We start from the raw sequence: 20,377 nt of genomic DNA, 5'->3' as shown, positions 1-20,377 counted from the left end.
TTGATGTCGAGATACTTTTCGTCGAGGGAGTTGCGATGCGCCCGCCGGTCCTGCTCGTCACCGCCCTGACCCCGGCCGTCTGGGGCACGACGTACGCCGCCACCACCGAGTTCCTGCCCCCGGGCCGGCCGCTGCTCGCCGCCACCCTGCGCGCCCTGCCGGCCGGGTTGCTGCTGATCGCGCTGACCCGCCGGCTGCCCCGCGGCGACTGGTGGTGGCGCTCGGCGGTGCTCGGGGCACTCAACATCGGGGTGTTCTTCGCCCTGCTGTTCGTCAGCGCGTACCGGCTCCCGGGCGGGATGGCGGCCGTGCTCGGCGCTGCCCAGCCGCTGCTCGTCGCCGGTCTCACCGTGCTGCTGCTGACCGAGCGGGTCGCCCTGCGGACGGTGCTCGCCGCGGTCGTCGGCGCGGGTGGGGTGGCGCTGGCCGTGCTGACCGCCGAGGCCCGGCTCGACCCGATCGGGCTGGTGGCCGGGCTCGCCGGGACGGCCTCGATGGCGCTCGGGCTGGTGCTGACCAAGCGCTGGGGGCGGCCGGACGCGTCCCTGCTCACCACCACGGGCTGGCAGCTCACCGCGGGCGGCCTGCTGCTCGCGCCGCTGGCGCTGGGGGTGGAAGGGCTGCCGGCGACGCTCACGGGCAGCAACATCGCCGGGTACGCGTACCTGTCGCTGGTCGGCACCGCGCTGGCGTACACGATCTGGTTCCGCGGTCTGGAGCGCCTGAACGCCGCCCGGGTCTCCCTGCTCGGTCTGCTGTCGCCGCTGGTCGCGACGGTCGTCGGGTGGGCGGCCCTGGGTCAGGCACTCACCGGTGTGCAGGTGCTGGGCATGGCGCTCGCCTTCGGCGCGGTGCTGGTCGGGGCGCGGTCAGCGCAGGTCCGCGTTCTCCACGATGTGGGTGGCGAAGCCGGTGCGCGCGGCCCGCAGCATGGCTTGACCGAGGCGATCGGTGCTGGTCACAAGCTTCGGCGCGAACCTGTTCAGCAACCAGATCAGCGGCGCGGCGAGCGTGTAGCCCACCCGGTAGACCCTGGTCTTCGAGGTGGCGCCGTGCGTCGGCTGGATGATGCCGGGGCGGAAGCCGTACCCGTTCGGGAAGGTCTTGATCACCTCGACCTCGGTCCGGCCCTTGACCCGCGCCCACCTCGCCCGGCCGTCGGGGTCCGTGCCGGCGCCTGAGACGTAAATGAAGGTCATCGCGGGGTTGAGCTCGGCGAGCTTGTGCGCGGCCGCGACCGGATAGTCGTACGAGATCCTGCTGTACGCCGCCTCGTCGAGCCCCACCGAGGAGACGCCGAGGCAGTAGAAACAGGCGTCGTAGCCGCGCAGTCGGTCCTCGATGGGCGTCAGGTCGGCGAAGTCGGCCAGGGTGACCTCGCGCAGCTTCGGATGCCGCACCCCGGTGGGCCGGCGCCCCACCGCCAGCACCTCCTCGACGTCGGCGGCCAGCAGGCTCTCGCGCAGCGCGCCCTGGCCGACCATGCCGGTGGCGCCGAAGATGATGACCTTCATTTCCGCTCCTTCACTGATGTCGTACCCCACTTCTACAGTGCTCCAGTGCCCGTTGAACGCTGGTCCGCCGCCCAAGTCATCGCGCTGGCCCCCGACGCGAGCTCCCTGAAGTGCGCGCGCGGGGTCAGCAGCGCCTCGAAGTGGCAGGAGGCCGGGCTGCTCGACGAGGTCCTGTGGGGGCTGTGCCGGGGCAGCGGCAGAAATCCCTACCAGGTCTGCGTCGACCTCTCCGGCCCGGCCTACAAGTGCTCCTGCCCGAGCCGAAAGTTTCCCTGCAAGCACGCCCTCGGCCTGCTCCTGCTCTGGGCCGAGGGCGCCGCCGTCGACCCGGCCGCCACGCCACCGGCCTTCGTGACGGAATGGCTGGCGGGCCGCGCGGCGCGGGCCGCTCCCCGGCAGCCCGGGCCGGTCAACGCCGAGGCAGCCCGCAAACGCGGGCAACAGCGCGCCGAGCGGGTCGCGGCCGGCATGGCGGAGCTGCGGCGCTGGCTGGACGACCAGGTGCAGCAGGGGCTGGCCGGGGCGCAGCAGGCCGGCCGCCAGCCGTACGAGACGATGGCCGCCCGTCTCGTGGACGCGCAGGCCCCGGGGGCGGCCTCGGCGGTGCGGCGGCTGGGCGGTGTCGCGGGCATCGGCCCGCACTGGGCCGACCGGCTCCTCGGCGGGCTCGCGATGATCCGCCTGCTGGTCTCCGGTCACGAACGGCTCGACGAGCTTCCCCCGGCATTGGCCGCGACGGTCCGCTCCCGGATCGGCTTCCCGGTCGCCCAGGAGGAGGTGCTCGCCACGCCGCCGGTCCGCGACCGATGGCAGGTCCTGGGCCAGGTCGACAGCGACGAGGGAGCGATCACCACCCGGCGGAGCTGGCTGCTGGGCGCCGCGACGGGGCGGTTCGCGCTGATCCTGTCGTTCGCGGCGCCGGGCCAGCCGCCGGCCGCCGACGTGCTGCCGGGGACGGTGATCGACGCGACGCTCTGCTTCTATCCGGGGGCCGCGCCGCTGCGGGCGCTCGTGCGGGAGAGATTCAGCACGCCGCAGCCGTTGAGCACGCCGGCCGGGGCGATGGGGCTGCGGGCCGCGCTGGCGGGATGGACGACGACGGTGGCCGCCGAGCCATGGCGCACGGACGCGCCGATGCTGCTCGCCGGCGTGATGCCCAGCGCCGACGGGTTCCTCACCGACGCGTCCGGGGAGTCGTTGCCGCTGGCGCCCGGGCATCGCGAGTCCTGGTGGTTGCTGGCCGCGGCGGGTGGGGCGCCGGCCGCCGTCGCGGGTGAATGGTCACCGGCCGGGCTGCGACCGCTCGCCGCCTGGGCCGACGGGCGCCAGGTGCCGGCGCCCGCACCGGTCCCGGGAGGCGGCCCGCAGCAGCCCGAGCTGCCTGCCGATCTGCTGGCGGCGGCGCTGGTGGGGACGGCCCGCCGGCCGTGGGCGTCCAAGACCGTCCACATCGGCGAAAGAGCTCTGACGACCGCATCCCCCTCGCCGGAGCCCGCCCCCACCGCGCTCGGATCGGGCGAGCCCGCCGCAACCGCACTCACCTCGCCGGAGCCCGCCGCGACCACACTCACCTCGCCGGAGCCCGCCGCAACCACACTCACCTCGCCGGAGCCCGCCGCAACCACGCCCTCCCCGCCGGAGCCCGCCGCAACCGCACTCACCTCGCCGGAGCCCGCCGCGGCCGCGCTCACCTTGCTGGAGGCCGCGGCGGCCGCGCTCACCTATCGCCGGGCCGGTGCCATCCCCGTGGCCGGCCATCCGCCGGTCGAGGCCGCGCCCGCCGAGATCGACCAGCCGCTCCCGCCCGCCGCGGGGGAGCGGCTGGTGCGGTTGCTCACCGACGGCGGGGCGCCCGGCGGCGCGCAGCAGACTCAGGAGCTGCTGGCCCAGTGGCTGACGGCGGCCGCCGCGCACGGCGGCCACGTGCCACCCGAGACCCTGCCCGCGCTGCTGGACGCGGGCCGGCGCAACGGGGCGATCCGGCCCGCGCTCGGCAAGGTCGCGGGCAATCGCGGCACCTGGCTGGCGGGGATGCGGCCCGACTGGCGGTGGTTGCGCGACGAAGCTCCCGGAGCGGGAGTGCCCACCGACCCGGAGGTGTGGCAGACCGGCACGGTGGGCGAGCGGCTCGCCTTTCTGTCCCAGCTGCGCGGCACCGACCCGGCCGCCGCGCTCGCATTGCTGCGGAGCACCTGGAAGGCGGAGGCGCCGGAGGATCGCGCCCGCTTCGTGGCCGTCCTCGAGGCCGGATTGTCCACTGCCGACGATCCCTTCCTGGAGCAGTCGCTCGACGATCGGCGGAAGGAGGTTCGTCAAGCCGCCCTCGACCTGCTGCAACGGCTCCCCGGGTCGGCGCTGGCGCAGCGGATGACGGCGCGCGCCCACCGGGCTGTGCGCCTGGCGGGCCGGCTCGTCGTCCATCCGCCCCCGGAGCTGACGCCGGAGCTGCAGCGTGATGGCGTCGCGGCGCAGCCGGCGCGCGGCACAGGCGTGCAGGCCTGGCTGCTGGAGGAGGTCATCGCCGGAACGCCGCTGGAGAGCTGGACGGCTGCCTTCGACCGCGAACCGGCCGCGGTGGTGGAGTTGGCTCGCGGTCACGACTGGGAGACGCCGCTGCTGCACGGGTGGGCCAAGGCCGCCATCGTGCAGGGCGCCTCCGCGTGGGCTGCGGCGCTGGTCGGCACCGACGCCGGGGACGGCGCCGGCAAGCTGCGTGAGGCGGTGCGGTGGGATCTGCACCTGCTGCTGCCGCCGGGCGACCTGGCGCGGATCGCGGCGGACTTCCTGCGGCGCGAGGACCACCTCGCCCACCGGCTGCTCGCGGTGCACCCGGGCGAATGGCCGGACGAGCTGGCGGTCGCAGTGGTGGAGACGATCGCGCTCCGGGCCCGCACGGACAAGCACAGCTGGCAGCTGGCGGAGCTGTGCCGGGCCGCCGCCCTGGCCATGCCGGCCCGATACGCGGCGCAGGTCGCGACGCTGGCGGAGCAGCTCGATCAGCTTTCCGGCGACCAATCGCGGGTCCGGCCGGTGGCCGAACTGGCCCGGACCCTCGACTTCCGCTACGAAATGCTGCAAGAACTGCGCTGAACAGGACGGGCGATTCTTGTCGGAGGTTGTCGGTAACGTGCCTGGCATCGGATCGCCGACGGCCGGCCGGCGCACCGGCCGGATCGTGGGACAAACAGGGAGTTCGAGTGACCGCACTGCGACCGCACGCCGAGGACCAATACGCCGAGGAGCTGGCGCTGCTCGCCGCGACGGACGAGCTGCCGCGCCCGCCCGGTTGGCGGCTCTCGCCGCAGGCGGTGGTGACCTATCTGCTGGGCGACGGCGCCAAGATCACCCCGAAGTACGTCGGGCCGCGCCGCCTGCTGGAGGTCGCGGTGTCCACGCTGGTCACCGACCGCGCGCTGCTCCTGCTCGGCGTCCCCGGCACCGCCAAGACCTGGGTCTCCGAGCACCTGGCGGCCGCCATCTCCGGCGATTCGACCCTGCTCGTGCAGGGCACGGCCGGCACCCCCGAGGAAGCGATCCGGTACGGCTGGAACTACGCCCGCCTGATCGCCGACGGCCCGTCCGAGGCCGCGCTCGTGCCCAGCCCGATCATGCGGGCCATGCGCACCGGCGCGATCGCCCGGCTGGAGGAGCTCACCCGCGTCCCGTCCGACGTGCAGGACGCCCTGATCACCGTCCTGTCGGAAAAGACACTGCCGGTCCCGGAGCTCAACACGGAGGTCCAGGCGCAGCGGGGCTTCAACCTGATCGCCACGGCGAACGACCGCGACCGCGGCGTCAACGAGCTGTCCAGCGCGCTGCGCCGCCGGTTCAACACGGTGGTCCTGCCGGTCCCGGCCTCGGCCGACGACGAGGTGGAGATCGTCGCTCGCCGGGTGGCCCAGCTCGGCAGGTCCCTCGACCTGCCCGAGGTGCCCGCCGCCCTCGACGAGATCCGCCGGGTCGTGACGGTCTTCCGCGAGCTGCGCACCGGCCTCACCGAGGACGGCCGCACCAAGCTGAAGTCCCCCACCGGCACCCTGTCCACGGCCGAGGCGATCTCGGTGATCACCAACGGCCTGGCGCTGGCGGCCCACTTCGGCGACGGCCTGCTGCGCCCCGGCGACGTGGCCGCCGGCATCGTCGGCGCGGTCGTCAAGGACCCGGTCTCCGACAGCGTGGTCTGGCGCGAATACCTGGAGACCGTCATCCGCGAACGCACCGACTGGCGCGACTTCTACCGTGCCGCCCGAGATGCCTGAACGGCTCTACGGCATCCGCCACCACGGCCCCGGCTCAGCCCGCGCGGTGGTGCAGGAGCTCGACCGCCAGCGTCCGGAGGTGCTGCTGATCGAGGGCCCACCGGAGGCCGACGACCTGGTCCGCTGGGTCGCGGACACCGGTCTCGAGCCGCCGGTTGCGCTGCTGGGCTATGCCGCGGACGACCCGGGCAGGGCGGCGTTCTGGCCGTTCGCGGTCTTCTCGCCGGAGTGGCAGGCGATGCGCTGGGCGGTGCAACACGGGGTGCCGGTCCGCTTCTTCGACCTGCCGTATGCCTACCGCCTGACCGACGATCGGACCCCGGACTCCCCACCGTCCGCCGGCCCACCGGCCATCCCGGCCCCTGCCACCGCTCCGGCCACGACTCGTCCAGACCAGGATCCGGATCCGGATCCGGCGGTAACGATCAACGCGCCGCCCGGCGACCAAGCGAAGCCCGAGGATCTGCCGGGCGCTGAGTCCGCTGCGGGCCAGGAGAGCGACGCGGCCGCCCAGCCGCTGACCGTCGGCGACGGCGACGCGGCAACAGGACGGTTGCGGCCCGTGGATCCCATCGGGGAGCTCGCCGCCGCGGCCGGTTACGACGATCCCGAGCGCTGGTGGGAGGACGTCGTCGAGCACCGGGGCATGCCCGCCTTCGAGGCGATCGCGGAGGCGATGACCGCCATCCGGGAGAACGCCCCCGAGGATCCCGAGGATCTGCTGCGGGAGGCCTACATGCGCACGGTGCTGCGGGAGATGCGGCGCACCCACGAGAACATCGCCGTCGTCTGTGGTGCCTGGCATGTGCCCGCGCTCGCCCGCAAGGTCACCGCTCGGGAGGACGCCGCGCTGCTCAAGGGGCGGCGGAAGGCCAAGGTCGCGTTCACGTGGGTGCCGTGGACGTACGGGCGACTCGCCTCCTGGTCCGGTTACGGCGCCGGGGTGCGGTCACCGGGGTGGTATCACCACCTGTTCACGACCGGTGACGACGTCGTGCCGCGCTGGCTGGTCGATGCCGCTCATGTGCTCAGGGCCGAGGGGGTGCCCACCTCCTCCGCGCACGTCATCGAGGCCACCCGGCTGGCCGAGGCGCTGGCGACCGTGCGCGGGCGCCCGCTCGCCGGGCTGGCCGAGGTGACCGACGCGGCCGAGGCCGTCATGTGCGACGGCGAGCCGCTGCGGGTCGAGCTGATCGGTCGCCGGCTCGTGGTCGGCGAGCGGCTCGGCGGGGTCCCCGACGCCATGCCGGCCGTGCCGCTCGCCCGGGATCTCGCCGCCCAGCAGCGTTCCGTGCGGCTCAAGCCCGAGGCGCTCGAACGCGTTCTCGATCTGGACCTGCGCCGCGACACCGACCTGGCCCGCAGCCGGCTGTTGCACCGGCTGCGGGCGATCGGCGTGCCGTGGGGCGAGCCCGACGCCGCCCAGCGTGGCACCGGCACGTTCCGGGAGCAGTGGCGGTTGCGCTGGCAGCCGGAGTTCGCCGTCCAGCTGGTCGAGGGCAGCATGTACGGCACCACCGTGCTCGCCGCGGCGACCACGAAGGTCACCGACGCGGCTCGCCAGGCATCCTCGCTCGGTGACGTGACCGCGCTGGTCGAGGTGTGCCTGCTGGCCGACCTGGCAGCCGCGTACCCGCCGGTGCTGGCCGCGCTGGACACCCGGGCCGCGCTGGACGCCGACATCAACCACCTGATGGCCGCCCTCCCGGCGCTGGCCCGCACCCTGCGGTACGGCGATGTCCGGCGCACCGACGTCGCTGGACTGGCGACCGTCACCGCGAGCCTGCTGACCCGGGTCTGCGCTGGTCTGCCCGCCGCGGTCGGCTCACTGTCCGACGAGGCCGCGAAGGAGCTGCGCGGCCGCCTCGACGGCGTGCACACGGCCGTGAGCCTGCTCGACGATCCCGAGCTGCGCGACCGCTGGCTGACCACGCTGGAGTCGGTGTCCCGGCGCGCGGAGCTGCACGGCCTGCTTGCCGGCCGGGTCACCCGGCTGCTGCTCGACGCGGGCCGGCTCGGTGCCGCCGAGGTGCTGCGGCGGCTCCGGCTGCCGCTGACCGTGGGCACGCCGCCCGCTCACGGCGCCGCCTGGGTGGAGGGTTTCCTCGCCGGCGGCGGCCTGCTGCTCGTGCACGACGACGCACTGCTGGAGTTGCTGGACGGCTGGCTCGCCGACATCCCGGCGGAGGCCTTCGGTGACGTGTTGCCGTTGCTGCGCCGCACCTTCTCCGGTTTCGCCGCGGGTGAGCGCCGCGCGATCGGCGAGCGGATCGCGGCTCCGGCCGGTGCGGGAGGCACCGCCGCCGAGCCGCTGGTGCTGGACCACGACCGGGCGGCCCTGGTGCTGCCCACCCTGAGTGCGCTACTGGGCCGGGAGATCCTGTGACGGACATCGAAGATCCCGCGCGCCGCGAACGGCTGCGGCGCTGGCGGCTCGTGCTCGGCGGCCCGGCGGACGACTCGCTCGGCGCCGCGCAGGGTCGCGACGCCGCGATGGATGCGGCACTGGCGGCCTTGTACGACGGTGGTGCCGACAGCGGTGGTGCCGACAGCGAGGGTGGCCGCCCGGCCCGGTCAGCCGGGCTGGGCAGTTCGGCGCCGAAGGTGGCGCGGTGGCTGGGCGACATCCGCGAGTACTTCCCCAGCACCGTCGTGCAGGTGATGCAGGCGGACGCCATCGAGCGCCTCGACCTCACCCGGCTGCTGCTGGAGCCGGAGATGCTGAACGCGGTCGAGCCGGATGTCCACCTGGTCGGCACGCTGCTCTCGCTGAACAGGGTGATGCCGGAGCGGACCAAGGACGCGGCGCGCCAGGTGGTGCGCAAGGTCGTCGGCGAGCTGGAGCAGCGGATCACGCAGCAGACCCGGGCGGCGGTCAGCGGCGCGCTGAACAGGGCCGCGCGGATCAACCGGCCCCGGCACGCCGACATCGACTGGGACAGGACGATCCGGGCCAACCTGAAGCACTACCAGGCCGAGCACCACACGATCGTCCCGGAGCGGCTGGTCGGCTACGGCCGCCGGGCGACGGCGGTGCAACGGGACGTCGTGCTCTGTGTCGACCAGTCCGGCTCGATGGCCGCCTCGGTGGTGTTCTCCGGGGTGTTCGCGGCCGTGCTGGCCTCGCTGCGGTCCCTGCGGACGTCGCTGGTGGTCTTCGATACGGCGGTGGTCGACCTGACGGAGGAGCTGAGCGATCCGGTGGAGGTGCTGTTCGGCACCCAGCTGGGCGGCGGCACGGACATCAACCGGGCGATCGGCTACAGCCAGCAGCTGATCACGCGGCCGCGGGACAGCATCTTCGTGCTGATCAGCGACCTGTACGAGGGTGGCGTCCGGGAGCAGATGCTGCGCCGGGTGGCCGAAATGACGGCGGCCGGGGTCCAGGTGGTGGTGCTGCTGGCGTTGTCGGACGAGGGCGCACCGGCCTACGACCACGAGAACGCGGCGGCGCTGGCGGCGCTGGGTGTGCCGGCCTTCGCGTGCACGCCGGACGCGTTCCCCGATCTCATGGCGGCGGCGATCGAGCGCCGCGACCTGATGGCGTTCGCCCAGCGCCTCACCGCCGGATGAGCCCAGCGCCCCACCGCCAGACAACCCCGGCGCCGCACCGCCAGATGCGAGGTCACGGCACGGGCAGGGCTATGGCGGTCACCACGAGGCCGTCCTCGACCAGGTAGCGGCCGGTCAGCGTCGGGAGCGGCCCCGGCACGAGCACCCGTGCGGTGAACGTCTCGCCCTCCGGGTCGAAGCTCACCTCGGCCTCCTCGAAGCCCAGCCATTCGCCCGTCTGCGGCGACCACACCTTGTAGACCGACTCCTTCGCGCTGAACAGCAGCCGCTCCCAGTGCACCCCCGGGCGCGCCGCGGCAAGCTCGGCCAGGTGCGCCCGCTCGCCGGCCGACGAGATCAGGCTCAGCACCCCGTCCGGCAGCGGCCCGTGCTCCTCGGCGTCGATGCCGAGCCCGCCGACCTGCGAGGCCCGTCCCACCGCCGCCGCCCGGTAGCCGGCGCAGTGGGTCATGCTTCCCACGATGCCGTCCGGCCAGACCGGCGCACCGCGCACCCCGGGCAGGATCGGTGCCGGCGCCACCCCCAGCTCGGCCAGCGCCTGCCGGGCGCAATGCCGGACCGTGGTGAATTCCTGCCTCCGCTTCGCCACCGCGTTCACCAGCAGCGCCGCCTCGGCCGGGAACAGGACGGCGCCCGGCGGATCGGTGCGGGCGTGCGCCGACCGCACCGCCGGCGGCAAGAGTCGCTCAAGCACCGGCGAAGAACCCTAGGATCGCGTCGTTCACCGCGGCCGGCTGCTCCAGGTAGCCGTAGTGGCCGGCGTCCGCGATGCGCACGTACCGGGACTCCGGGATCGTGTCGGCCAGCTCGCGGCCGCGGGCCTCGGGCGCGATCAGGTCGTCGGCGAACGACAGCACCAGGGTCGGCACCCGGATCGCCTGGTACGCCGGGCGCCGGTCGGTGTCCACCACGACGCCGAGGTGCGCGCGCTGGCCCGGGTCTGCCCAGTCGGTCGGGGACATCTCCAGGATGTCGAGCCAGTCCTGCGCGCTCTCCGGATCCTCGAGGGTGCGCGGCGACAGATTCTGCAGGGCCCGGTTGACCGCGTCGTATTCCGGCGGCAGCGCGACCCCGGCGGCGGCCATGACGCGATCCGCGGCCGCCACCGCCTGCGACATCGCGTCCGGCCGGGCCCGGCCCGCCATCAGCACCGCCTGGCTGACCAGCTCGGGGCGGACCAGCAGCAACTCCTGCACCACGTACGCGCCCATCGACGTACCGATCAGCCGGCATGGTCCGCCGGCCACCCGTTCGATCATCGCGATCGTGTCGGCCACCAGGTCCCCGACCGTCAGGCCCGGCGCGGCCGGTCCGCTGCGGCCGACCCCGCGGTTGTCCAGGGTGATCGCCCGGTATCCGGCGCCGACCAGCGCCGGGACCTGGTGCAACCACCAGGAACGGCCACTCGCGGCCGTTCCCGGTATCAGCAGCACCGGGGCACCCCGGCCGGACTCCTCGTAGTGCAACGTGATGTCACCGACACCGATCGCAGGCATGTGCGGAAGGCTAGCCGAGCCGGCCGGGCGGATAATGGTCGGATGCGACCGGAGATCCGCCGGCTGGCCGCCGGGCTGCCCAGCGCGCCCGGGGTCTACCGGTTCCGTGACGCCCGCGGGCGAGTGCTCTACGTGGGCCGGGCCACCGAGCTGCGCGCCCGCGTCGGGTCCTACGGCGGCGACCTGCGCGACCGCCGGCATCTGCGCCGGATGATCCCGCAGGTCACCCGGATCGAGGCGGTGGCCTGCGATTCGGTGCACGAGGCCGCCTGGCTGGAGCGCAACCTGCTGGAAGAATCGCTCCCCCGGTGGAACAGGACGGCCGGCGGCGAGGAAATCCCGGCATACCTGCGGCTCGATGCCCGGCCCGCGACGGCCGGGCTGCGCCTCACCCACGAGGCCGGGCAGCCGGTCGCGGGAGTGCGGATCTTCGGACCTTATCTCGGTGGCACGCGCGCCCGGCTGGCGGTCAGCGCCCTGCATCGCGTGCATCCGCTCTCGGCCACGGGCTCGGGCCTGACCGGCGCCGAGCGCGAGCTGGCCGCGCGGCGCGGCATCAGCGCCGCCGACCGCGAGCAGCTGGCCGAGGCGATCGCGGCGGTCCTGCGGCGTGATCCGGTCGCGGTCGAGGCGGCCCGGCGAGAGCTGGAACGGGCGCGCGACAGAGCCGCCGCCGTGCTCGCCTTCGAGCTGGCCGGCCGGGTGCAGGAGGAGCTCCGCGCGCTCGGCTGGGTCACCGCCGCCCAGCGGGTCACCACGCTGGAGCCGGTTGATCTCGCCGTGCGGGGCTGGGCCGACGGCTGGCTGGTGTCTTTCGCCGTGCGGGCCGGCCGGGTTCGCTCGTGGAGCCAGCGCCCCTGCGCGCGACCTCCGCAGGAGCCACCGGCGGCGTGGGCGGGCTTCGCCCGGCGCAACGCCGAGCTCGCGGCGACGCTGGCGAGGCTCGCGGCGTGACGATCACCTATGGCTGGCGGGCGGGGTTCGACAATGCCGCCCTCGACGCCCTGCATGCCGCCGGTTTCGGCTATGCCGCCCAGGGAATCGATTGGCGAGGCAGGCTTGAACGGCACAGTCTCGGCTGGGTCTGTGCCTATCACGATGAGGCGCTGGTGGGCTTCGTCAACCTGGCCTGGGACGGTGGTGCACACGCGATTCTCGTGGACACGGTGGTGGCCCCGCAGGCCCGCGGGCTCGGCGTCGGCACCGCGCTGGTGGCGGCCGCGGTGGCCGGCGCCAAGGCGGCGGGCTGCCAGTGGCTGCACGTCGACTACGAGCCCCACCTCGCGCCGTTCTATCTCGATGCCTGCGGCTTCCGGCCGACCGCCGCGGGCCTGATCGCTCTCTGATCCATCCGTCACACCCAGGAGGAATCTCATGCCGTTGACCGGGGAATACGCGCCGAGCCCGTCGGATTGGGCGCGCGAACAGGCCGAGAAGTTCGAGGCCAGTGGCGGCACCGAGGCCGCCGAGCTGCAGGGCAAGCCGATCATCCTGCTGACGTCGGTCGGCGCCAAGACCGGCAAGCTCCGCAAGACCCCGCTGATGCGCGTCGAGCACGACGGCGAATATGCGGTGGTGGCGTCCCGGGGCGGCGCCCCGACGCACCCGGTCTGGTATTGGAACCTGGCCGCGAACCCGCATGTGGAGCTGCAGGACGGCGAGGTCAAGCGCGACTACACGGCCCGCGAGGTCACCGGCGACGAGCGGGCCGTGTGGTGGGAGCGGGCCCTCGAGACCTGGCCGGCGTACGCCGACTATCAGACCAAGACCGACCGGATCATCCCGGTCTTCGTCCTCACCCCACTGTCCAACTGAGAGGGTTTCTTCATGCCGCTGTCCGGCGAGTACGGACCGAGCACTTCCGCCTGGGCCCGTAAGCAGGCAGAGACCTACGAGGCGACGAACGGCGAGCGGGCCGGAGACATCAGCGGCCGGCCGGTCATCGTGCTGACGTCGGTCGGTGCCAAGACCGGCCTGCTGCGCAAGACGGCGCTGATGCGCGTCGAGCACGACGGCAATTATGCGGTCGTCGGCTCGCTGGGCGGCGGCCCGAAGAATCCGGTCTGGGTCTACAACCTGCGCGCGGAGCCACGCGTCGAGCTGCAGGACGGCGAGACCAAGCACGACTACGTGGCCCGCGAGGTCACCGGCGACGAACGCGCGGTGTGGTGGGAACGGTCCGTCGCGGCCTTCCCGACATACGCGGAATACGAGAAGAAGACCGAGCGTCTGATCCCGGTCTTCGTGCTCGCCCGCGCCTGACGTGGCGACGCGGTCAGGGGACGGCCGCGAGGTGATCGCGCTCCTGGGCAACCGGAGCGCGGCGCCCCGTTCGGGCCAACCTGGTGGAAAACCGGATGCTCATCCCCCACTTCGGGTCGATCATGAGGTAATGCGTACCCCCCATCAGTCCGTCGACCGGATCGCCGGCCGCCCGGTGGAGCCGGCGGTCACCCCGGCCGCTCCCGCCGTGCTGCCGCTGTCCGGTGCCGTCGACGACGGCGACCGGCTGGTGGACGTCGTCGACCTGCTGGCGCTCGACGGGTTCGTCACCGGGCGGGAGCCGTTCGGCCGCACAACCTACCTGGAGAACGTGCGCGCCGACGCGCCGCTGACCACCGAGGACGCCCGCATCGTCCGGGACGCCGTGGAGGAGGACGGGCACGGCCGGCTGTCGGCCGGCGACGGCTGGACGCTGCACGTCACCCGCTGGAAGCAGAGCCGCCGGGCCCGGGTCACGGTCACCGCGACCACCTCCGAACTCGCCGAGTCGGTGCTGGCCGTCGCGATCGAGAACGCGGTCGAGGAGCCCGAACCGGCAGCCGAAAGCGTGGGGATCGGCTTCTGGCACTACGGCGCGCACGGCCCGCGCCGGGTGCAGCGCGAGATCGACGCGGCACCGTGGGACAAGATCCGGTCCAACTATGCCCAGCCGGTGGCACGCACCCTGGAACGCCTCATGGCCATCGACGGCACGGCGGTCAACGGGCGGCTGCTGCTCCTGCACGGCGAGCCGGGCACCGGCAAGACGACCGCCCTGCGCGCCCTGGCCCAGCAGTGGCGCTCCTGGTGCCAGGTCGACTGCGTGCTCGACCCGGAACGGCTGTTCGGCGATCCCGCATACCTGATGAGCGTCGCGCTGGGCAGCGGCGACGACGACGAGCCGCGCTGGCGACTGCTCATGCTGGAAGACTGCGACGAGCTGATCAGCGGCGACGCCAAGGCCAGCGCCGGGCAGTCGCTGTCGAGGCTGCTCAACCTGACCGACGGCCTGCTCGGGCAGGGCCGCCACGCGCTGATCGGGATCACCACCAACGAGGACCTGGCCACGCTGCACCCCGCGGTGGTCCGGCCCGGGCGGTGCCTGGCCAGCATCGAGGTCGGTCGACTGCCGTACGCCGAGGCGGTCGCCTGGCTGGGCACCCCGAACGGGATCGGGTCGCAGGGAGCGACCCTGGCCGAGCTGTACGCGCTGCGCACCGGCGCCCAGCCGGTGACGGTCCCGTCCACCCCGCCGGCAACCGGTATGTACCTCTGACCCGCCGCCGCCACGGTCACGAGCGCCGAAGCCTCCGAGCCGACAGCGACCCGTGGCCGGCCGGCGGCCGGTAAGCGACCCCGTGGCCGACCGGCGGCCGGTAAGCGACCTCCGCCAGAGCCGGCGAACGGCAAGCGACCCCGTGGCCGACCGGCGGCCGGTAAGCGACCCCCGCCAGAGCCGGCGAACGGTAAACGACCTCCGCCAGAGCCGGCGGCACGGCAAGCGACGTCCGCCAGAGCCGGCGGCACGGCAAGCGACCTCCGCCAGAGCCGGCGGCACGGCAAGCGACCTCCGCCAGAGCCGGCGGCACGGCAAGCGACCTCCGCCAGAGCCGGCGGCACGGCAAGCGACCTCCGCCAGAGCCGGCGGCACGGCGAGAGGGCTACCGGAGGCCGGCGAGCGCCGAGCGCGCGAAGGAGAGCGCAGCCGTCCGGTCGTCGCGGCGGTCGGCCCAGCCCATGTGGCCCAGGAAGGCGTGCTGCATGCAGGCCCCCGCCAGCAGGCCCGCCCCCGCGTAGAGATCCGCGTCCGGGCTGAGGTGGCCCGCGTCCGCCTCGGCCCGGAGATAGTCCGCGATCGCCTCGTTGACCTTGTGCGGCCCCAGGCCGTGCCTGCGCAGGCCGCGGGTGTGGGCGTCGAGGATCGTGCGGTCCGAGAAGATCGACGCCAGCATCGGAAAGTTGTCGGTGTAGAAGACGATCGCGGCCAGGGCAACCGCCGCGAGCCGCTCCTCCAGGTCGTCCGGCAGGCCCCGCGCGCCCGACCGGCTCAGCGCGGCGGCCAGCTCGGTGTAGCCGGTGGAGCGTTCCTGCAGCACCGCCAGCATCAGCTCGACCTTGTCGGCGAAGTGCTTGTACAGCGTCGCCTCGGAGAAGCCCGCCGCTGCCGCGATCTGCCTGGTCGTCACGTTGGCCAGGCCGCGTTCGCGCATGACGGCGGCTGCCGCGTCGAGGATGACTTCTCGGGTTCCCACCCTTGACAGGTTAGTGAACGCTCACCACCATAGCTAGGTAGTGAGCGTTTACTAACCGGGAGGGTATCGATGAAAATCACTGTGTTCGGAGCGACCGGTGGCACCGGCGTCGAAGTGGTGCGGCAGGCCCTGCGCGCGGGCCACTCCGTCACCGCCGTGGTGCGGTCGGCCGCCGAGTTTCCCGCCGGCGTCGAGGTGGTGCGGGCCGATGTCATGGATCCCGCCGCGATCGAGCCCGCCGTGGCCGGCCGCGACGTTGTCATCTCCGCGCTCGGTCATCGGCCGGGCGCCGACGATCCGGTGTGCGCGCCGGGCGCCGAGTCGATCATTCAGGCGATGCGCGCGACCGGCGTCAAGCGGCTGGTCGTGGTCACCGCGGCGGGTCACGTCACGGATTCCCACGATGGCTTCCTGACCGCGAAGGTCGCCAAGCCCATGCTGTGGCGCTTCCTGCGCGCCTCGTTCACGGACTTCACCGCCACCGACACGATCGTCGCGGCCAGCGGTCTGGAGTGGACGATCATGCGGCCGCCCCGCCTCACCAACGGCCGGCCCAGGCCGTATCGGATGGCGATCGACCACACCGTGCGCCGCGGCAATGCGATCTCCCGCACGGACCTGGCGACCGCGACCCTGGCGGCAGCCACCGACCCGGCCACCGCCGGCCACGCGGTAGCGATCGGCTACTGACGACCACACGACAGCGATCGGCCACCGACGACCACACGACAGCGATCGGCTTCTCACGACCACACGACAACGATCGGCCACCGACGACCACACGACAGCGATCGGCTACCGACGACCACGCGATGGCGATCGGCTACACGGCTACCGGGAGGCGGAACAGCTTGTCGGAGCTGCGGGGGCCGCGTGATTCCAGCACCACCAGGGCGTTCAGCAGATCGCCGATCCGGCCCGCCCAGTCGTCCGGGCTTTCCAGGTCGCCGGGGCGGGCCCGGAACAGCAGGGCGGTCAGCGCCGCCTGGTAGGCCAGGTCGCGGGGCGGGCCGGGCCGGATGTGCTCCCAGCGGGCGCCGTCCAGGTCGTATGACGTGCAGATCCGCAGGCCGGGGGCGCGGGGCGGGGCGTCGAGGTGGGTGACGGCCAGGCCGTCGACGCCGCCCGCCACCTCGACCGCATATCGGTGGGCGACCGCGTCGAAGTGGCCGACCCGGAACGCGCCCTGCCATTCCCCCACGCCGTTGTGGGCCTCGGGCAGGTCCAGCGGCGCCTCGGTCACGAGCGGCCCGGCACCGTGCCTTGTCGTGTATGCCCGGACCACCCCGAGCCGCTCGAACGACGGGCACAGCGCCGCCACGTTGGCGAACGTCGTGGTGGACCACGTCGTGTACGGATGCCAGCCCCGCCACTCGTCCAGCAGCACGCCCTGCGCCCCCTCGAAGACGCACCGCCCCTGAGCCAGCAGCCGGTCGAGGTGCCCGGAGTCGACGATGGACACCGCGCGGCCGAAGGCCAGGAAGGCGTCCACGACGTCCTCCAGCGGCGGCACGTCGTCGAAGGGGCCCAGCGCGTCCCGGACCGCTGCGAGGCGAGCGCGGAGCCGGGTGGGCGACAACACGTCGGCGGCCCGGGGAGCGTCGACGTGGCTGAGGGCGTACTCCATGGTCTGCCCGACGCCCATGCCGCACGAACCGTGCCGGGCCCGGCCGCGCCGCCGCTCGCGGACCTGGTTCGCCGCCCGGTGCCAGGGCGTCGCGAGCAGCGCCTCGCCGTCGATGGTGAGCAGGTGAAAGGGGTTGCCCAGGGCGCCGGCCTCGGCCGCCAGGGCGAGCGGATCGACCACCACGAACCGCGACAGGTGGGTGGGCACGCCGTGGAACGTGCCCGACCCGAACTGCGCGAACGTGTGGTGCCGGCCGGCGGGCATGACGACGTTGTGGGCTGCCTGCGCTCCCCCGTTGAACCTGATCACCGCGGTGACCCGGCCCGAAGCGCAGAGCGCGTCCACGACCGTGCCCTTGCCCGCGTCGCCGTAGCCGAGATCGACCACGGCGACGTGTCCGCCGGAGAGATTCACAGCCGTTCGTTCCCGCCCGGCGTTGCCGCGCCGCCCAGCTCCAGCGGGGAACGAACGACCGCGCCGCGGCCCGCGCCGAGCGGGGCCAGGGCCTTACCGACCGACGGTCCGGCCGCCGATCCGACCTCGACCAGGTCGGCGAGGCCGCCGTCGAGGTCGATGGACTCCTCACCGAGGCCGACGGTCAGCGCGATCGTCTCGCAGACCGCGTCGAGGTCGTCGAGCTCGATGACGTGCTGGCCGAGCAGCGTGCGCCAGTAGCCCAGGATCTCCGCGTCGCCGCCCCAGCCGGCCGCCGTCGGCATGATGTAGTAGACGTCGAAGCTGCGGCGCAGCTCGGCGAGCAGCGCCTCGGTGCCGATCGGCTCGCCGAGCCGGTCGCCGATGAACCGCCGCACCTCCTTGGGCTTGACCTGTGGGTAGGCCATCTCGTCGCCGATGATGAACAGGTAGCCACGGCGGCCGCGCTTGGCGACCGAGTCCAGGTCGGTGTGCCGGGCCATGAAATACATGGCCAGCTCGTACGACTCGCTCCGCTGGCCGCCGCCACCGCCCTCCAGCACGATCCGGGCCAGGTCCTCGTCCATCCGGTTGTCCGACTCGAACTGGCCGACCTGCAGCGGCACCCGGTCGCAGGTGGCGTCGCCGATCGCGCCGAACATGATGTGCGGGTCGGTGGCGTATCCCTTGCGGGTCAGCAGGCCCAGCAGCTGCGGCAGCTTGGTCTGCAGCACCCGCGGGACGGTGCCCATCGAGCCGGTCACGTCGAACAGGACGGCGATCGGCGTGCTGTGCGGGTGCTCGTCGCTGTCGCGGCTCTCCCGCTTGCCGACGTTCATCGGGTCGAGGGCCGAGTGGGCCTCGCGGGCGCCGCTGTCGCTGTAGGCGAAGGCGCTCGTGCCGGTCGCGGCCCGGTAGCCGGCGGCGGCGGAGTAGACATCGGTGGACCAGCGTCCGCTTCCCATGGTGATTCCTCCGGGGAGTCAGGCCGGCATCGCGAAGGGGCGAAACCGGCGGGGGCCGTACAGGTCGTCGAGAAGCTCGTCGAGCTCCCCGAGCAGGTGCCACGCGTCCTGCGGACGCATGCGGGGTTTGTCGTAGCGGCAGCCGCGGGCGAAGCGCCGCAGCGCATCCGGCGGATTCCGGATGAGCCGCAGCATCAGGCCGGTCGCCATGAAGATGTCGGTCGCGGCGGTGGCCGGCTGCTTGGCCGTCACCTCGGGCGGATAGGCGGCGCGGTGCCTCGCGACCAGCGCCGGGACCGTCGCGCCGGCCGGCACCGAATAGCACCAGTCGACGAGGACCAGGCCGTGCTCATCCGGGTGGACGAGCACGTGCTCCGGCAGCACCGCGCCGTGCACCAGCCCGGCGCGGTGCGCCCAGCCGAGCCCGGTGAACAGCCGCCGCCACATCCACGCGACGTCGCGCGGATCGAGGCCGCCCGGATAGCCGGCGTGCACCTCGGCGAGCGAGACGAAGCCGCGCTGGCGGGCGATGACATTGGCCGTGCGGCGCGCCCGGCCCGCGTCCTCGTGCGTGAAGCTCTCCAGCAGCCGCGGCGCGTAGGCCCGGAACTTCGGATCGCCGTCGGCCGCCAGGGTGGTCAGCGCGGCGGCCTCGGCCCGCAGCAGGTCGTTGTCGCCGGGGCTGCGCGGCAGCTTGAGCAGCGCGGCGTCGCCGTCGACCGCGCGCAGCTCCGCGATGTCACCGGTGGCGACCGGCCCGCCGACCCGGTAGGTCGCCCGCTTCGTCGTGAGCAGCCGACCGTCCCGCTCGCGCCACAGCGTCCCCAGCCGGGCGAAGGCCGCCGTCGCGGCCGGGCTGCGACCCGCGGGTGCGACATCCGGATGCACGACCTTGACCAGAATCCGGTACGCGTGCCCGGCTTGCCCACCCGCGACACCGGGGCCGGCGTCAGTCAGTGGGGCACAGGCTGCCACGAGATCGGCGAAGCTGCCCGCGCCGGCGATGGCCGCCACCGCCTCGTCGAAAGTCACCGGACACCCTCCTCACGGGTCGGTCGCAGCAGCGCGGGATGCAGCAAGCGAGCGTCGCCGGCCCGGTAGAGGCGGGCCCTGGGGCCGCCACGCTCGCCCCCGCGGACAGCCGTCACACCGGTGCTCTCGACGAACCCGGGCACCGACAGCACCTTGCGGTGAAAATTGCCGGCGTGCAGCTCCTCGCCCCAGACCGCCGCATAGACGGCCCGCAACTCGCTGATGGTGAAATCGGTGCCGACGAAGGCGGTGGCCAGCGGGGTGTATTCCAGCTTGGACCGAGCCCGCTCCAAGCCGTCGGCGAGGATCTCGGCATGGTCGAAGGCAAGATCCCCGGCCTCGTCGACCGGCGCCCAGCAGGCGCCCGCGGCGTCACCACCCGCCCGCGGATCCGGCAGGCTCGGCGCGAAGGCCAGATATGCCACCGAGATGACCCGCATCCGCGGATCCCGCCCGGGGTCGCCGTAGCTGCGAAGCTGCTCGAGATGCACCCGATCCAGGACACCCTCGCCGGGGCGCAGGCCGGTCTCCTCGGCGAGCTCACGCCGGGCGGCCGCATCGAGCGTCTCGGCGTGCACGAAGCCGCCGGGCAGCGCCCGCCACCCCGCGAACGGGTGCCCGCCGCGCTCGACGAGCAGCACATGCAGCCGGCTGTCGCGGATGGTCAGCGCGACGACATCGACGGTCACCGCGACCGGCGCGAAGGCCGCCGGATCGTAGCTATCGAGAAAGTCCTGCTCGTCGCTCATGGTGACCTCGTTGTTCTCGCCTTGAGTAGGACTCAACCTGAGAACAACCTAACTCCTTCTCACCCTGAGGTCAACCCCCGTGGGGGTTTGCTCCATGCAATCAGCCGGCAGGGCGAGGGCGGCCGTCCATGAGCCGCCAGGCGATTGGCCGCCCTCGCCCGACCTCGGCGGGAGCGACGGTCAGCACCATGCAACCAGGCACGACAGGAGCTTGACCTGGCTCTTGACCGTGCT

18 protein-coding genes are annotated in these 20,377 nt (G+C 73.4%); 11 read left to right on the top strand and 7 right to left on the bottom strand.

Features of this window, described 5'->3' with window-relative positions; translation table 11 throughout:
- Window positions 1–35: 35 nt before the first annotated feature.
- The 5 genes from DMB66_RS37170 (at window position 36) to DMB66_RS37150 (ending at window position 9,346) form a co-directional block, all read left to right on the top strand.
- The gene (locus tag DMB66_RS37170; protein WP_125808814.1) at window positions 36–1,181 is read left to right on the top strand and encodes an EamA family transporter; all 1,146 of its coding nucleotides are present in this window, start codon (window positions 36–38) and stop codon (window positions 1,179–1,181) included.
- Window positions 1,182–1,559: 378 nt separating this feature from the next.
- Window positions 1,560–4,604, top strand: coding sequence for an SWIM zinc finger family protein (locus tag DMB66_RS37165; RefSeq protein ID WP_125808813.1), 3,045 nt, complete (start codon window positions 1,560–1,562; stop codon window positions 4,602–4,604).
- 107 nt (window positions 4,605–4,711) lie between these two features.
- Entirely contained in the window at window positions 4,712–5,773 is a 1,062-nt protein-coding gene (locus DMB66_RS37160) for an AAA family ATPase (protein ID WP_125808812.1), read from the top strand.
- Window positions 5,766–8,159, top strand: coding sequence for a DUF5682 family protein (locus DMB66_RS37155; protein ID WP_125808811.1), 2,394 nt, complete (start codon window positions 5,766–5,768; stop codon window positions 8,157–8,159). Before DMB66_RS37160 ends, DMB66_RS37155 begins: the two co-directional genes overlap by 8 nt.
- Complete coding sequence (locus DMB66_RS37150; RefSeq protein ID WP_125808810.1) at window positions 8,156–9,346, top strand: VWA domain-containing protein; 1,191 nt, start codon at window positions 8,156–8,158, stop codon at window positions 9,344–9,346. The genes DMB66_RS37155 and DMB66_RS37150 overlap by 4 nt, the downstream gene beginning before the upstream one ends.
- Window positions 9,347–9,398: 52 nt before the next feature.
- Here the strand turns inward: DMB66_RS37150 and DMB66_RS37145 are convergent, their stop codons facing one another.
- Complete coding sequence (locus tag DMB66_RS37145; RefSeq protein WP_125808809.1) at window positions 9,399–10,040, bottom strand: 4'-phosphopantetheinyl transferase; 642 nt, start codon at window positions 10,038–10,040, stop codon at window positions 9,399–9,401.
- Window positions 10,033–10,842, bottom strand: coding sequence for an alpha/beta fold hydrolase (locus DMB66_RS37140; protein ID WP_125808808.1), 810 nt, complete (start codon window positions 10,840–10,842; stop codon window positions 10,033–10,035). Before DMB66_RS37140 ends, DMB66_RS37145 begins: the two co-directional genes overlap by 8 nt.
- Window positions 10,843–10,884: 42 nt before the next feature.
- Between DMB66_RS37140 and DMB66_RS37135 the strand changes: the two genes are divergently transcribed.
- The 5 genes from DMB66_RS37135 (at window position 10,885) to DMB66_RS37115 (ending at window position 14,380) form a co-directional block, all read left to right on the top strand.
- Window positions 10,885–11,796 carry a GIY-YIG nuclease family protein gene (locus DMB66_RS37135; protein WP_125808807.1) on the top strand — a complete coding sequence of 304 codons (912 nt, stop codon included), beginning with the start codon at window positions 10,885–10,887 and terminating at the stop codon, window positions 11,794–11,796.
- Window positions 11,793–12,188 (top strand): GNAT family N-acetyltransferase, encoded by a 396-nt coding sequence (locus tag DMB66_RS37130; RefSeq protein WP_125808806.1) that lies wholly within the window; start codon window positions 11,793–11,795, stop codon window positions 12,186–12,188. Before DMB66_RS37135 ends, DMB66_RS37130 begins: the two co-directional genes overlap by 4 nt.
- Window positions 12,189–12,216: 28 nt before the next feature.
- Window positions 12,217–12,657 (top strand): nitroreductase family deazaflavin-dependent oxidoreductase, encoded by a 441-nt coding sequence (locus tag DMB66_RS37125; RefSeq protein ID WP_125808805.1) that lies wholly within the window; start codon window positions 12,217–12,219, stop codon window positions 12,655–12,657.
- A 12-nt stretch (window positions 12,658–12,669) separates the two neighbouring features.
- Complete coding sequence (locus DMB66_RS37120; protein WP_125808804.1) at window positions 12,670–13,104, top strand: nitroreductase family deazaflavin-dependent oxidoreductase; 435 nt, start codon at window positions 12,670–12,672, stop codon at window positions 13,102–13,104.
- A 130-nt stretch (window positions 13,105–13,234) separates the two neighbouring features.
- On the top strand, window positions 13,235–14,380 hold the full coding sequence (locus DMB66_RS37115) for a DUF5925 domain-containing protein (RefSeq protein ID WP_125808803.1): 1,146 nt from the start codon (window positions 13,235–13,237) through the stop codon (window positions 14,378–14,380).
- A gap of 385 nt (window positions 14,381–14,765) precedes the next feature.
- On the opposite strand, the gene DMB66_RS37110 is transcribed toward DMB66_RS37115, so the two are convergent.
- Window positions 14,766–15,356: a TetR/AcrR family transcriptional regulator gene (locus tag DMB66_RS37110; RefSeq protein WP_125808802.1), complete on the bottom strand. Its 591-nt coding sequence runs from the start codon at window positions 15,354–15,356 to the stop codon at window positions 14,766–14,768.
- A 69-nt stretch (window positions 15,357–15,425) separates the two neighbouring features.
- On the opposite strand from DMB66_RS37110, the gene DMB66_RS37105 reads away from it, so the two are divergent.
- Complete coding sequence (locus tag DMB66_RS37105; protein ID WP_125808801.1) at window positions 15,426–16,046, top strand: NAD(P)-dependent oxidoreductase; 621 nt, start codon at window positions 15,426–15,428, stop codon at window positions 16,044–16,046.
- A gap of 133 nt (window positions 16,047–16,179) precedes the next feature.
- Here DMB66_RS37105 and DMB66_RS37100 read toward each other — a convergent pair whose 3' ends face one another.
- The 4 genes from DMB66_RS37100 to DMB66_RS37085 are packed head-to-tail and all read right to left on the bottom strand — an operon-like array spanning window position 16,180 to window position 20,143.
- Entirely contained in the window at window positions 16,180–17,397 is a 1,218-nt protein-coding gene (locus tag DMB66_RS37100) for an adenylosuccinate synthetase (RefSeq protein WP_125808800.1), read from the bottom strand.
- Window positions 17,394–18,362, bottom strand: coding sequence for a hypothetical protein (locus tag DMB66_RS37095; protein WP_125808799.1), 969 nt, complete (start codon window positions 18,360–18,362; stop codon window positions 17,394–17,396). The genes DMB66_RS37100 and DMB66_RS37095 overlap by 4 nt, the downstream gene beginning before the upstream one ends.
- Window positions 18,363–18,380: 18 nt before the next feature.
- Entirely contained in the window at window positions 18,381–19,394 is a 1,014-nt protein-coding gene (locus DMB66_RS37090) for a molecular chaperone DnaJ (RefSeq protein WP_125808798.1), read from the bottom strand.
- Window positions 19,391–20,143, bottom strand: a complete 753-nt coding sequence (locus DMB66_RS37085) for an NUDIX domain-containing protein (RefSeq protein WP_125808797.1) — start codon at window positions 20,141–20,143, stop codon at window positions 19,391–19,393. Before DMB66_RS37085 ends, DMB66_RS37090 begins: the two co-directional genes overlap by 4 nt.
- Between the last annotated feature and the right edge of the window lie 234 nt (window positions 20,144–20,377).

The sequence above is a fragment of the Actinoplanes sp. ATCC 53533 genome (assembly GCF_003947245.1).
The sequence above is the reverse complement of the archived record's forward strand: the minus strand, read 5'-3'. Positions and strand labels throughout refer to the sequence as shown.

Excerpts from the sequence above, each read along its gene's own strand:
- DMB66_RS37120 (WP_125808804.1), top strand. The coding sequence starts at position 12,670 with ATGCCGCTGTCCGGCGAGTACGGACCGAGCACTTCCGCCTGGGCCCGT.
- DMB66_RS37095 (WP_125808799.1), bottom strand. The coding sequence starts at position 18,362 with ATGGGAAGCGGACGCTGGTCCACCGATGTCTACTCCGCCGCCGCCGGC.
- DMB66_RS37085 (WP_125808797.1), bottom strand. The coding sequence starts at position 20,143 with ATGAGCGACGAGCAGGACTTTCTCGATAGCTACGATCCGGCGGCCTTC.
- DMB66_RS37105 (WP_125808801.1), top strand. The coding sequence starts at position 15,426 with ATGAAAATCACTGTGTTCGGAGCGACCGGTGGCACCGGCGTCGAAGTG.
- DMB66_RS37170 (WP_125808814.1), top strand. The coding sequence starts at position 36 with ATGCGCCCGCCGGTCCTGCTCGTCACCGCCCTGACCCCGGCCGTCTGG.
- DMB66_RS37155 (WP_125808811.1), top strand. The coding sequence starts at position 5,766 with ATGCCTGAACGGCTCTACGGCATCCGCCACCACGGCCCCGGCTCAGCC.
- DMB66_RS37125 (WP_125808805.1), top strand. The coding sequence starts at position 12,217 with ATGCCGTTGACCGGGGAATACGCGCCGAGCCCGTCGGATTGGGCGCGC.
- DMB66_RS37140 (WP_125808808.1), bottom strand. The coding sequence starts at position 10,842 with ATGCCTGCGATCGGTGTCGGTGACATCACGTTGCACTACGAGGAGTCC.
- DMB66_RS37135 (WP_125808807.1), top strand. The coding sequence starts at position 10,885 with ATGCGACCGGAGATCCGCCGGCTGGCCGCCGGGCTGCCCAGCGCGCCC.
- DMB66_RS37115 (WP_125808803.1), top strand. The coding sequence starts at position 13,235 with ATGCGTACCCCCCATCAGTCCGTCGACCGGATCGCCGGCCGCCCGGTG.